This window comes from Caballeronia sp. LjRoot31 (assembly GCF_964253885.1).
GTDB lineage: Bacteria > Pseudomonadota > Gammaproteobacteria > Burkholderiales > Burkholderiaceae > Caballeronia.
The window spans coordinates 2,615,384-2,628,633 of record NZ_CAXURX020000001.1; the positions used below are offsets into that span (position 1 = coordinate 2,615,384).

At 60.8% G+C, this 13,250-nt stretch carries 8 protein-coding genes; 3 read left to right on the plus strand and 5 right to left on the minus strand.

Going from position 1 to position 13,250, the window contains the following annotated elements; translation table 11 throughout:
• The first annotated feature begins 317 nt into the window (after window positions 1-317).
• The 3 genes from ACSQ8V_RS11530 to ACSQ8V_RS11540 all read left to right on the plus strand — a co-directional run bounded on the left by ACSQ8V_RS11530 (window position 318) and on the right by ACSQ8V_RS11540 (window position 5,122).
• Complete coding sequence (locus ACSQ8V_RS11530) at window positions 318-2,255, plus strand: collagen-like triple helix repeat-containing protein (RefSeq protein ID WP_436205802.1); 1,938 nt, start codon at window positions 318-320, stop codon at window positions 2,253-2,255.
• A gap of 529 nt (window positions 2,256-2,784) precedes the next feature.
• A complete protein-coding gene (locus tag ACSQ8V_RS11535) occupies window positions 2,785-4,488 on the plus strand; it encodes a ShlB/FhaC/HecB family hemolysin secretion/activation protein (protein ID WP_436205803.1) in 1,704 nt (567 codons plus the stop codon).
• Between the two features lie 160 nt (window positions 4,489-4,648).
• Entirely contained in the window at window positions 4,649-5,122 is a 474-nt protein-coding gene (locus ACSQ8V_RS11540) for a DUF2147 domain-containing protein (protein WP_436205804.1), read from the plus strand.
• A 110-nt stretch (window positions 5,123-5,232) separates the two neighbouring features.
• On the opposite strand, the gene ACSQ8V_RS11545 is transcribed toward ACSQ8V_RS11540, so the two are convergent.
• The 5 genes from ACSQ8V_RS11545 to ACSQ8V_RS11565 all read right to left on the minus strand — a co-directional run bounded on the left by ACSQ8V_RS11545 (window position 5,233) and on the right by ACSQ8V_RS11565 (window position 13,028).
• Window positions 5,233-5,709: a transposase gene (locus tag ACSQ8V_RS11545; RefSeq protein WP_436182007.1), complete on the minus strand. Its 477-nt coding sequence runs from the start codon at window positions 5,707-5,709 to the stop codon at window positions 5,233-5,235.
• 166 nt (window positions 5,710-5,875) lie between these two features.
• Window positions 5,876-6,973 (minus strand): cell division protein ZapE, encoded by a 1,098-nt coding sequence (gene zapE, locus ACSQ8V_RS11550; protein ID WP_213761655.1) that lies wholly within the window; start codon window positions 6,971-6,973, stop codon window positions 5,876-5,878.
• A gap of 118 nt (window positions 6,974-7,091) precedes the next feature.
• Window positions 7,092-8,522: a dihydrolipoyl dehydrogenase gene (lpdA, locus tag ACSQ8V_RS11555; RefSeq protein ID WP_436205805.1), complete on the minus strand. Its 1,431-nt coding sequence runs from the start codon at window positions 8,520-8,522 to the stop codon at window positions 7,092-7,094.
• 129 nt (window positions 8,523-8,651) lie between these two features.
• Window positions 8,652-9,944 carry a 2-oxoglutarate dehydrogenase complex dihydrolipoyllysine-residue succinyltransferase gene (gene odhB, locus ACSQ8V_RS11560; RefSeq protein ID WP_213761657.1) on the minus strand — a complete coding sequence of 431 codons (1,293 nt, stop codon included), beginning with the start codon at window positions 9,942-9,944 and terminating at the stop codon, window positions 8,652-8,654.
• Window positions 9,945-10,169: 225 nt separating this feature from the next.
• On the minus strand, window positions 10,170-13,028 hold the full coding sequence (locus ACSQ8V_RS11565; RefSeq protein ID WP_436205806.1) for a 2-oxoglutarate dehydrogenase E1 component: 2,859 nt from the start codon (window positions 13,026-13,028) through the stop codon (window positions 10,170-10,172).
• Window positions 13,029-13,250: the final 222 nt, after the last annotated feature.

Genomic DNA, 13,250 nt, shown 5'->3' on the forward strand with positions numbered 1-13,250 from the left:
GCGGGAGACAAGCAGTGTGATCGTGCATGACCACGTGCGCATTAAACGTCGAGTGTGTTGCAGAACGCGTAACGCGCGTTACGGCTTGAGACGTAACGACCTTCACCCCACGTTACGTTACGTGAACCCTCAGCACGGCATCGCTTCATTTTCCCCAGACCTCCCGACTACCGGCAAAGCCATGCCAGGCCTTATACCGTCTGGTTAACCCGTTGTGCGCGCCAACCCTTCGTCCTCCTTGATACAAATGGCACGGGTCCTGCAATAAGACGATGGCAGTTCAAAAAGCAAAAAACTAAATACCATCCGAGGGCGTTATGAAGACCATCCAAATCCAAAGCGGCGCATTGCGCGTCACCCTCCTCACCGCAGCAGTCGCGACCATGCTGACCCTTGGTGCCTGCGGCGGTTCAGGTTCAACCAGCAAGCAATTAGGCAGCGCTGGAACCGGCGGGATACCGACAACCGGCGGCGGCAGCGGTACGACTGGAGGTGGCGGAACGGGCTCGGGCGGTGGCACCGGTTCAGGTGGAACAGGAACTGGAGACGGAACGGTCGCTGGCGGGGGCGCCAATGGCGGCGGGTCGGGCGCTGGTAGCGGAGGCGCCGGCACGGGCGGCGGCGGTACCGGATCGGGCGGTGGAACGGTCATCGGCGGCGGTGGAACGGGTGGAGGTACAGGCGGCGGTACGGGTGGAGGAACCGGTGGCGGTACAGGCGGAGGAACAGGCGGCAGCACGCCGGTCACGCCCCCCGTTGCAGCCGTAGCCGACGGAGCGGGCAACGTTGTATCTGCAGCGGGCAATGCAGTGACGGGCGTAGGCACGGTCATCGGCAACGCCAACATTCCCGGCGTCAGCCCCGCCACGACACAGGCGGCAGGCGGTGTCGTCTCGCATCTCGGCGATGCCGTCGATGCCCTGGGCAACGGCGTCTCGCAAGGCCTCGGCCAGATCGGTTCGAGTGTCAACCCGGTGGGCACGACGCTCGCCAGCACCGGTAACGTCGTTCAGCAGGCGGGTGCTGCTGTCAGCAGCGCTGGCGATCTCGTAACAAGCGTCGGCAGCGGCGCGCTCTCCCCGCTCGCACCCGTGACAACGCCGTTGGGCAACGTGGTAAGCACGCTCGGCGATGCAGTTACACAAACCGGCGGCGCGCTCGGCACGACGCTTTCGACGGGCGCAGTCAGCCAGATCACGCAGCAGGTCAGCACGGCAATCACACCGATCACGGCGTTGGCCGGCTCGCTGACACAGACCGTCGGCTCGGCCACCGGTCTTGGCGCGCCGATCAATAACCTGCTCACCACGCTCGGTGGCGTACTGGACTCGGCGGGGCACACGGTGGCATCGACGGGTAACAACCCCATCTCGACCGGTCTGGGCGGCGTAGTGTCCGCGACAGGAACCACGCTTGCATCGGCCGGCGGCCTTGTGAACGGCACTCCGGGCACGAATCCGTTATCGTCGATCAGCGGCATTCTCTCCGGCCTGACAGGCGGTTTAGGCGGCGCGAGTGGCACAGGCGGCCCCCTCGCCCCGATCACGGGTCTCGTCAGCGGCTTGACGGGAGGATTGACGGGCATCGGCGGCGCGGGCGGCGCAGGCGGCCCTCTGGCTCCGGTCACGGGTCTGGTCGGCGGCTTGACCAGCACGGTCGCCAGCCTTGGCGCGGCGCCGGGCTCAGCCGGTCCGCTGGCGCCTGTTGCAGGCCTGGTCAGCGGCTTGACGGGCGCTATTGGCGGCGCGGGCTCGACACCCGGCGCAGGCCCGCTCGCTCCGCTCGCAGGCTTGCTCGGCGGCTTGACGAACACGGTGGGCACGGTAGCCACCGGCGTAGTGACGCCCGTGGCTGGCGTGGTGGGCGGCCTCACGGGTGCGCTGACCAACGCGGCATCAGGTGGCTCGGGTGGATCGGCGGGCAATCCGCTGGCATCGGTCACCGGCCTTGTCGGCGGCTTGACGGGTGCCTTGACCGGCGCGGCATCGGGCACGGGCGCGGGTACGGGTGCAGCGAACCCGGTTGGCGGGCTGCTCGCGTCGATCACCGGAGCAGGCATAGGTGCAGGCGTAGGCGCGGGGACCACGACGACGAAATCGCCGTCGACCGGTGCAACGACGACCACTACCGGCGTAGGCGTTGGGGTGGGCCTCTCGAGCACCACAGGCAGTGGCGCTGGCAGCAGCTCGCCGGGCAACCCGCTGGGCAGCGTGACCTCGCTGCTGGGCGGCCTGCTCGGTGCGCATAACAAGTGATACAGACGCTGCCGCAACGCATGAGCCTCGAGGCTTTTCGCCTGGAGCGATAACTCGAGGCGACCGGGTCCGTGACCCGGACCGCCCCAGGTTCGGGTTCACGGTTTGAAACATCCTTTCGTTACGTCCTCGCGACGAGGAGGGTCGGGTACCGAACCCCTCAATGATCCCTTTCAGTGTCTGGTAAACCACGTGTTCCCCGGCGCCGCCCTCGGCGCCGGTTTCGCATCCGGCCGGATGTTTCTGCGCCTATACAACGACCCGAGACAAAATCCGGACAAGAAAATATCACAAGGACAACCGATGAAAATACCTACGACACATAGGCATGAACAAGAATAGATTGAGACAGGAATGAACAAGGCCAAAGGTTACGACCGCAAAGAGCCGTAATACAAAGATATGCAGTAGAAGCAACACCCAGCATCAAACCCCAGCATCAAACGATGACGAACGCAGCAGGACCTCGGGTCGTGTCGATCCGGCCTCCTCCGCAGTTCGCACGAAAAAAGCCAACGAGGGCCGTACCGTGAATATCAAGGAATGGAAATGGACGCTGCTGCTTGCGGCGGTGGCGGCGCATGCCACCCAGGCGCAGACCAGCGGACAGGTTGCGCGGCCGGCGCTGGCGGGCAATCCACTGGACGCGTTGCCGCAAGTGAACGCGCCGCAAAAACCACCGGCCGTTACCGTCGATGTCCAGCCGCAAACCCCGCAGATCCAGGAACTGCTTGCGCGTCACCTGACGCCGAAAAAGATCGAGGTGGAAGGCGTAAAAGCCATTCCCTTCGATGAAGTCGCGCAACACTTCAATCCACTGGTGGGCAAGGACGTCACCATCGGCGAATTGATGGAGACGGCGAACGGCGTGACCGCGCTCTACAAGGAACGGGGTTACGCGCTCTCCTTCGCCTTCGTGCCCGCACAGACCTTCGAAAACGGCGTGGTGCGCATCACGGTGGTAGAAGGTTACGTAGCCGATATCAAGATCAAGGGCGATCCCGGCACCGCTGAAAAACGCATTCGCGCGATCGCTGACCGGATTCGCGCCGACCGGCCATTGCGGCAATCCACCTTCGAACGTTACGTCAATGTGCTTGGCCTCACCCCCGGCGTGAAGATCGCGGCGACTGTCGCGCCGCCGCAGACCACCGACGGCGCGACCACGCTCGATCTCGATGTCGAGCGCAAGCCGTTCACTATCGCGACCGGCATCGATATGAATCATCCTGGTGTGCAGGGCATTGTCACCGCGACGGAGAATGGCCTTCTTGGCCAAGGCGAGACGCTGGGCGTCGCCGCACTCCTGCCGAAGGGTCGCGACGATCAAACCTATTTCGACGTCAATGGCTCATTGCCCATAGGTACCGACGGCTTCACCCTCAAGGCCGATGCATCGCACTACTACGGACATCCCGTCGATAACCCCGGCCTGCCCTCCTACGTCGAGCGCACCGTCGTCAACGACAAAGCAGGCTTGTCAGCGTCGTATCCGTTCGTGCTGAGCAACACGCGCAGCCTGATCGGCACGGCGGGCGCATACGCATCGCACGACGAGGACCGCTACAAGAACACCATCACGGGCGCACAACTTGGTCAGCGTTCGCAAGTGCGTGTGACTACATTGCAACTCGACTACACCGGCGTGGATACGGGAACCGTCAGGCGCGCAAGCCTCAACGTGGCGAAAGCATTCGATGTGCTTGGGGCGTCGAAGTCGGCGGACACCAACATTCCCGGGGTTATCACAACCAACCCCGCGTCACTTACGTTCGTGCGCACGGGTGCTACGGTTTCACAGACCAATGAATGGCCGTTCAAGATTGGCACCTCGATTGCAGCAACCGGGCAGTACAGCGCGGACTCCCTGCCGACCTCCGAGCAGATCGCGTTTGGCGGGCAGCGCTTCGCGCTTGGCTATGAGCCGGGAGAAGTATCGGGCGATTCGGGCTGGGCCGCATCGGCGGAAATCAACCGGCCCTTTGCGATCGGACTGGCGTTCATGAAGACCTTCACACCCTACGTTTCCGTCGATACCGCCCACACCTATCTCCACGCTGCCGGTTCGAAACCGAGCCGCCTGGCATCGATAGGCATAGGCTTCCGGATCTCCGATGCCAAGTACTACAGTCTGGATTTATCGCTGGCGAAACCGGTGGGCGATGCCCCGGTGGAAGGCAACGGATCGCGGAGCCCGCGCGTAAACGCGACCTTTTCCTACCAATTCAATTGACAGGGGACAGACCGCAGCGAAGCAGCTGCCCGACTAGAGGGTTTGTACAAAACGCTCCCCATGCTTTGTCGTATTCTGTCCGGCACGCGGCGCCTGCGCAGCCGGCAATAATGACAACATGGTCAACAGATCAAGAGACGTTTTACCTCAAGGAGGAAGCATGACGAGACTTACCCAACGCGTGCATCGGCATGCCGGACGCATCCTGCTTGCCGGTGCACTACTCGCCGCGTCCGCAACAAGCATGGCGCAAACTGCGTCGCCTACGGGACTCTGGCAAACCATCGACGACAACACCGGTCAGCCCAAGGCGCTGGTGCAAATTATCCAGGACGGCGACGGTACATTCACCGGCAAGATCCTCACCGGGCTCGGCAGCAGCAACGATCCGACCCGCCGTTGCACGGCCTGCACCGATTCACGCAAGGACCAGTTGATGAAAGGCATGACTATCATCAATGGCATGAAACCCGATGGCGACACGTGGGACGGCGGCCAGATCCTCGATCCCGAGAACGGCAAGCTGTACAAATGCAAGATGCACCTGGACGATGGCGGACAGAAACTCGTGGTCCGCGGATATATTGGCGTGTCGCTGCTCGGACGTTCGCAAACCTGGATCCGACAGCAATAAAACCGCAGCATCCGAATGCGTTGCGTACAAAAAAACCCGTCTGGAGGCTCTAAGTCTCCAGACGGGTTTTTTATGCACGAGCGATCTTCACACGCGTATCAAGCCGTACATCAAGCCGCGTGACGCACACCGCCTCGTGGGTATTCAACCGCTTCGGCCGGGGTAAGCGGCACGAGCGGCATAAGCACTGGCCGTGCGTCGCCATGCATCTCGGCAGGCCGGGTGGTATCCGCCGCAACCGCATGGCCGCCCAACCCCTCTGGCAACTCGGTTGGCACTCGCATGCGCGAGGTCATCAACGAATACAAACCTTCACTCGCCACGCCGAACAACTGCTGCATCACCCGCCCGAGCACACCGGAGTCGTGCCACGCCTTGAAGCGGCGGTGACACGTCTGATACGACGGGTATTTACGCGGCAACGTTGACCATGAAGCACCGCTGTACATCACCCAGAGCACGCCGTTGAGCACGGCACGGGTGTTGGCGAGCGGTCGTCCGCGCAACTCGGAACGGGGTCGCAACTCTGGCAACAAAGGCGCGACCATTTGCCATTCTTCGTCGGACATATCGCGGTAAGGCTTCATGGTTCTCTCCAATCACAAGTAAGTGATTAGAAGATACCGATCTGCCGGAGACCCCGGAATAAGACATGTCCGAATCTTGAAATACCGTTCAGAGCCTTACAGCAGTAAGCTCTCGGCGAAATTATGAGTCTCGCATTGTCAATTCGCCCGTTTGGCCAACGCTGCGTCAGGTCAGCGACGTGTCCACCAGCCGACGCTCCGACTCCAGATATTCCTTCGACTGCATCTCGGTGATCCGCGACACCGTGCGCGTGAATTCGTTGGCCATCGGACCTTCCACGTACAGTTCTTCCGCAGGCACCGCCGCCGACATCAGCAATTTCACCTTGTGGTCATAGAACACGTCGATCAGCCACGTAAAACGCCGCGCCTCCGACGCATTGCGCGGCGACATCTTTGGAACGTCGGAGAGAATCACCGCATGGAAGCGGCTCGCCAGTTCGAGGTAATCGTTCTGTGAACGCGGGCCGCCGCAGAGCGTGGCGAAGTCGAACCAGACCACGCCATCGGCTTTGCGCAGCGCCTTGAGTTCGCGTTTCTCGATCCGCAGGATCGGGCTTTCGTCCGGCACCGCGGCAAGCTTCGCGAAGTCGGCGCGCAGCGCTTTGTCGGCGGCGGCGCCTAGCGGCGTGTGATAAGCAGTCACTTGCGACAAAGTACGCTTACGATAGTCCGTGCCGGCGTCGACATTGATCACGTCCAGTTTCGACTTGATCAGCTCAATGGCGGGCAGCAACCGGTCACGATGCAAACCATCGGGATACAACAAGTCAGGGTCGTAATTCGACGTCATCACGAACTGCACGCCGGCGCCGAACAAGCGGTCGAGCAACCGGTAAAGAATCATGGCATCGGCAATATCCGAGATATGAAACTCGTCGAAGCAAATCAGCCGGTAACGCTTCGCCACGCGTCGCGCGAGTTCATCGAGCGGATCGGACGTGCCCTTCAACTCTTCCAGCTCCCGATGCACCTCGCGCATGAATTCGTGGAAATGCAGGCGTGTCTTGCGCTGCACCGGCACGACCGCGAAGAAGCTGTCCATCAGGAAGCTCTTGCCGCGCCCCACGCCGCCCCACATGTAGACGCCACGCGGCAACTCCGGATGCGAGATCAGCTTCTTGAACGCGTTCGAGCGGCGCGCCTTGTACGCGACCCACTCGTCGTAGCAACGTTGCAAGCGTTCGACCGCCGCCAGTTGCGCCGCGTCCGACTGATAACCCCGCGTCTGCAGTTCGTGTTCGTAGTATTCGTTGACGTTCATGGTGCGAGGGAGTGGGTGCCTTGAATATGACCTGACAAGCCTGAAGGCCGTGGACAAAACAAAGGCGAGCGGGAAAACTCCCGCCCGCCTTCGTCCTGCTGCTCAACCGATGCCGCAATTACATATTGAGCGCGCGTTTGTCGACGGCGAGCGCGGCTTCGCGCATCACTTCGGACAACGACGGGTGCGGATGGCAGATCCGGCCGATATCTTCCGATGCCGCCTTGAACTCCATCGCCACCACGGCTTCAGCAATCAGGTCCGACGCGTTCGCTGCAATGATGTGGCAACCGAGCAGTTCGTCGGTCTTTGCATCGGCGATCATCTTCACGAACCCGTCAGCCTTGCCGATACCCAGTGCGCGACCGTTCGCCATCATCGGGAACTGGCCGGTCTTGATCTCGCGGCCTTCGGCCTTGAGTTGCTGTTCCGTCTTGCCGACCCACGCAATTTCCGGTTCGGTGTAGATCACCCACGGAATGCAGTTGTAGTCGATATGCGGTTTCTGACCGTCGATAATCTCGGCCACCAGCACGCCTTCGTCTTCCGCCTTGTGCGCGAGCATCGGGCCACGCACCACGTCGCCGATCGCGTACACGTTCGGCACGCTGGTCGCGCAGTGGTCATCGACGGGAACAAAACCGCGTTCGTCCGTCTTCAGGCCGATCGCTTCCAGACCGAGGTTATCCGTGTTCGGCACGCGGCCGATCGACACGATCAGGCGGTCAGCGTCCAGCGTCTGCGCGTTGCCGTCCTTGTCCGTGTAGGCCACTGAAACGCTCGAATCCGTCGTCTTCACTTCGCCGATCTTCACGCCGAGGTGAATGTCGAGACCTTGCTTCTTGAATTGCTTCGCGGCTTCCTTGGCCAACGAGTCATCGCACGCGCCGAGGAACGCGGGCAACGCTTCGAGCACGGTCACGTCCGCGCCCAAACGACGCCACACCGAACCCAGTTCCAGACCGATCACGCCAGCACCGATCACAGCGAGCTTCTTCGGCACAGCATCGAACGACAATGCGCCTTCGTTGTCCGCGACAATCTTGTTGTCGACCGTAATGCCCGGCAGATGACGCGCTTTCGATCCCGTCGCGATGATCACGTTCTTCGCCGTCACGGTTTCGGTTTCTGCTTCGCCGCTCACTTCGATCTGCACGCCGGCGGCTGTCTTGCCGGTGAACTTGCCATGACCCTTCAGCCACGTGATCTTGTTCTTGCGGAACAGGAACTCGATCCCCTTCGTCATCTTCTCGACAATGCCTTCCTTGCGGGCAAGCATCTTCGAGAGGTCGAGCTTCACGTCGCCCACATTGATACCGTGGTCGCCGAGGTGATGCAAAACGTTTTCAAATTCTTCCGACGAAGCCAGCAACGCCTTCGACGGAATGCAGCCCACGTTAAGACACGTGCCGCCGAGCTTCAGATTGCCGGCCGGGTTCTTCCAGCCTTCAATACACGCAACCGACTTGCCGAGTTGCGCCGCACGAATCGCCGCGATGTAACCGCCAGGGCCTGCACCAATCACGACGACGTCAAATTCTTTGGACATGACTATCCTTCTCTTGTTGGATACACGGCGCGTCCGGGTCTACCGAACGCGCCATGAGTCCCAAATAAGGTTTTACTGCCTGATTTAAAGGGCTAACGTAAGGGCTTACGCAGGGGCTAACGCAAGGACTTACAGGTCCAGCAGCAAGCGAGCCGGATCTTCCAGCGCATCCTTCATCGCGACCAGCGACAACACGGCTTCGCGGCCGTCGATGATCCGGTGGTCGTAAGACAGCGCCAGGTAGTTCATCGGACGAATCACGATCTGGCCGTTCTCGACCACCGCGCGTTCCTTCGTTGCATGCACGCCCAGGATGGCCGACTGCGGCGGGTTGATAATCGGCGTGGACAACATGGAACCGAAGACACCGCCGTTCGAGATCGAGAACGTACCGCCGGTCATTTCTTCGATCGACAGCTTGCCGTCGCGCGCTTTCACGCCGTATTCAGCAATCTTCTTCTCGATGTCAGCCAGGCTCAATTGATCCGCATTGCGAACGATCGGCACCACGAGACCACGCGGCGAACCCACTGCAATACCAATGTCGAAGTAACCGTGATAAACGATGTCGTTACCGTCGATCGACGCATTCACCAGCGGGTACTTCTTCAGTGCGTGGACAGCAGCCTTCACGAAGAACGACATGAAGCCGAGCTTCACGCCATGTTCCTTTTCGAACTTGTCCTTGTACTTGTTGCGCAGGTCCATGACCGGCGCCATGTTCACTTCGTTGAACGTGGTCAGGATGGCGTTGGTCTGCTGCGACTCGAGCAGACGCTCGGCGATACGTGCGCGCAGACGGGACATCGGCACGCGTTGTTCCGGACGATCCTTCAGCCATTGATCCGCACCCGGCGCCTTTACATCCGGCAGGGACGGACGTGCGGCCTTGGCCGGCGCTGCCTTTGCAGCAGGCGCGGAAACCGAAGCGGACACCACCGGCGCGCCTTGCGTGGCAGCCAGTGCGTCACCCTTGGTAATACGGCCATCGCGGCCTGAACCCGAAACCTGGTCACTTGAGACATTCTTCTCAGCCAGGATCTTGGCGGCAGAGGGAGATGCGGAGGTGTTCGAAGCAGCAGCCGTTGCCGGTGCGGCTTCCTGTTGCGGCTGAGCGGCCGGTGCCGGCTGCACTTCAGCAGCGCCTGCTGCGGCGGCAACCGGTGCTGCGCCCGCTTTCGCTTCCGTATCGATCGTCGCGATCAATTCTTCGGCCGTCACGATATCGCCGTCATGCTTGATCACTTGCCCCAGCACGCCTGCAGCCGGTGCCGGCACTTCCAGCACGACCTTATCCGTTTCGACTTCGACGAGAATTTCGTCGATAGCAACTGCTTCGCCCGGCTTTTTCTTCCACGTCAGCAAAGTGCCTTCCGACACGGACTCAGAGAGCTGGGGAACCTTGACTTCTACGATAGACATTATGTTTTTTCCTGAATGTATCTGGGTACAACGTCAATTCTTGGAGAGTTCGACGCCGTCAATTCCTGGGTGACCAGAGCGTGTCAATGCAGCGCGCGTCTAACGGGTATGACCGGTCGCGAGCGCTGCGTCTGCATTCCACGTTCAAAATCGAAACTCGAATCACAGGACAGCGCATGAAAAACCGGGGAGCCGCCAAAAGCCGCGCTCCCCGGTCACAGCCGTTTATTTCGAGATCGTCTGCGCGCCCTTCAGCCGGCCAAACGCGCCTTCGATCAGCGCCTTCAGCTGCTCGTAGTGCTTCGCGTAGTAACCGACTGCCGGGGATGCCGATGCCGGACGGCCGCTGTAAGCCAGCTTCTGTCCATCACGCATGCCTTCACGCAGATGATGCTCGACGTAGAACCAGGCGCCCTGGTTCTGCGGCTCGTCCTGTGCCCAGACCACTTCGGTCGCGTGTTCGTATTTCTTGATTTCCGCGTCGAACTGCTTGTGGGCGAACGGATACAACTGCTCGATACGGATGATCGCGACGTCGTTCGCCTTCGCTTCGCGACGATGCGCCACCAGGTCGTAATACACGCGACCTGAGCACACGATCACACGCTTGACCTTCTTCGGCTCGATCGTGTCATCCACTTCGCCGATGATCGGCTGGAACGAGCCCTTCGCCAGTTCCGACAGATCCGACACCGCTTCCTTGTGACGGAGCAGCGACTTCGGCGTAGCGACGATCAGCGGCTTCCTGAACAAGCGGATCATCTGACGGCGCAACAGATGGAAAATCTGCGCCGGCGTGGTCGGCTGGACCACTTGCATGTTGTGATCCGCGCAAAGCTGCAGGAACCGTTCGATACGTGCCGACGAGTGCTCCGGACCCTGACCTTCATAACCGTGCGGCAGCAGCATGGTGAGACCTGAAACACGGCCCCACTTCACTTCGCCCGACGAGATGAACTGGTCGATCACGACTTGCGCACCGTTCACGAAGTCGCCGAATTGCGCTTCCCACGCGACGAGCGTGTTAGGTTCCGCGGTCGAATAACCGTACTCGAAACCGAGCACCGCTTCTTCGGACAACACCGAGTCGATCACGGTGAACTTCGCCTGACCTTCGGCAATGTTCTGCAACGGAATGTACGTACCGTCGTTCCAGCGTTCGCGGTTCTGATCGTGCAGCACAGCGTGACGGTGCGTGAACGTGCCACGGCCTGAGTCCTGGCCCGTCAGACGCACGGCGTAGCCCGATGCCACCAGCGACGCGTAAGCGAGATGCTCGCCCATGCCCCAGTCGAGCTTTGCATCGCCACGGCCCATCGCGCGACGGTCGTTGATCACGCGCTCGACCAGCGGATGCACCTTGAAGTTATCGGGCACCGTGGTGATACGGTCCGCGAGGCGCTTCAATTCTGCGAGCGGCACGGCCGTATCAGCCGCGTCAGTCCACTTGCGGTTCAGGAACGGCACCCAGTCCACCGCGTACTTGCTCTTGTAGTTCGAGAGCACCGGATCAACCGTGTGGTGACCGTCGTCCATTGCCTGGCGATACGCCTTCACGTAACCATCGGCGTCTTCAGCCGTGATCACGCCTTGCTGCACGAGCTTTTCAGCGTAGAGCGCGCGTGTACCCGGATGCTTCGCAATCGTCTTGTACATCAGCGGCTGCGTGACCGCCGGCGTGTCCTGCTCGTTGTGACCCAACTTGCGGAAACAGATGATGTCGACAACCACGTCCTTGTGGAACTGCATGCGGTAGTCGATAGCCAGCTGCGTGCACAGCACGACCGCTTCCGGATCGTCGCCGTTCACGTGCAGCACCGGCGCTTCGATCATCTTCGCCACGTCCGAGCAATACAGCGTCGAACGCGCGTCGCGCGGGTCGGACGTCGTAAAGCCGATCTGGTTGTTGATGACGATATGCAGCGTGCCGTGCGTGCCGTAACCGCGCGTTTGCGCGAGGTTCAGCGTCTCCATCACCACGCCCTGACCGGCAAACGCCGCGTCGCCGTGAATCTGGACCGGCAGCACTTGCAGACCGTCGACGTCGCCGCGACGATCCATCCGTGCCTTCGCCGACCCTTCGACCACCGGGTTCACGATCTCAAGGTGCGACGGGTTGAACGCGAGCGACAAGTGCACCGGGCCGCCATCGGTTGAAACGTCCGACGAGAAACCCTTGTGATACTTCACGTCACCGGCCGGCAGGTCGTCGACGTGCTTGCCTTCGAATTCAGCGAACAGGTCAGCAGGCATCTTGCCCAGCGTGTTCACCAGCACGTTCAAACGTCCGCGGTGAGCCATGCCGATGATGATTTCCTGCACGCCGGCCGCGCCCGCGTGGCGGACGACTTCGTCCATCGACGCGATGAAGCTTTCGCCGCCTTCCAGCGAGAAACGCTTCTGGCCGACGTATTTCGTGTGCAGAAAACGCTCAAGCCCTTCGGACGCCGTCAGGCGCTGAAGAATGTGCTTTTTCTTGTCGGGGGAGAAATTCGGGGTGGAGCGGATCGATTCAAGCTTTTCTTTCCACCAGCGCTTCTGTTCCGGATCGCTGATGTACATGAACTCGGCACCGATCGTGCCGCAGTACGTGTCACGCAATGCCTTCACGATCTCGCGCAGCGACGCCTGTTCAAAACCGAAATACAGGTTCTGCGCATGGAACATCTGATCCATGTCGGCTTCGGTGAAGTCGTAGAACGCGGGTTCGAGCTCAGGAATGGCCGGGCGCTCGCGGCGCTTCAGCGGATCGAGGTTGGCCCATTGGGAGCCGAGGAAACGGTAGGCGCCAATCAGCGACTGGACGTAGACCTGCTTGCGCGCGGTCGCCAGATCACCACTGCTCTCGCGCGGCACGAAGCCGTTCGATTTCGCGCGTTGCGCGAACGATTCGACGATAGGGCCGTGGGCCACGTCGTTGTGATTCGTCCCATCCGATGCAGGCACGTTCTGCAACGCATCGAAATAGGTACGCCAGGTCTCGGGCACTGACGCGGGATTATCGAGATATGCCTCGTACTGTTCTTCGACGTACGGGGCATTACCGCCGAACAAATAGGAGTTCAGCTGGGAATTCTTCATCATTTTTACGCTCACCTTTCTTCGAGTTTCTCGAGAAATAGCGGGTTACTCAACCTTCCGCAACACGGCCTGACCGTTTAGCGGATTGCGCGAATCAAGTCTGCTTGGAAGGACCTAAAACTGGCAATACTTTCTCTAGCATAGCACAGATCAATACGTCGACGCGCCGATAGCCGCACCCGGAATGCTTATCCAGCGGGCTTTCGGGGACCTTTCGCGAATAAG

Bases quoted from the DNA above. Each gene is read 5' to 3' on its own strand.
- zapE (WP_213761655.1), bottom strand. From the start codon at position 6,973: ATGAACGTCAACGAATACTACGAACACGAACTGCAGACGCGGGGTTAT.
- ACSQ8V_RS11540 (WP_436205804.1), top strand. From the start codon at position 4,649: ATGACGAGACTTACCCAACGCGTGCATCGGCATGCCGGACGCATCCTG.
- ACSQ8V_RS11565 (WP_436205806.1), bottom strand. From the start codon at position 13,028: ATGATGAAGAATTCCCAGCTGAACTCCTATTTGTTCGGCGGTAATGCC.
- lpdA (WP_436205805.1), bottom strand. From the start codon at position 8,522: ATGTCCAAAGAATTTGACGTCGTCGTGATTGGTGCAGGCCCTGGCGGT.
- ACSQ8V_RS11530 (WP_436205802.1), top strand. From the start codon at position 318: ATGAAGACCATCCAAATCCAAAGCGGCGCATTGCGCGTCACCCTCCTC.
- ACSQ8V_RS11545 (WP_436182007.1), bottom strand. From the start codon at position 5,709: ATGAAGCCTTACCGCGATATGTCCGACGAAGAATGGCAAATGGTCGCG.
- odhB (WP_213761657.1), bottom strand. From the start codon at position 9,944: ATGTCTATCGTAGAAGTCAAGGTTCCCCAGCTCTCTGAGTCCGTGTCG.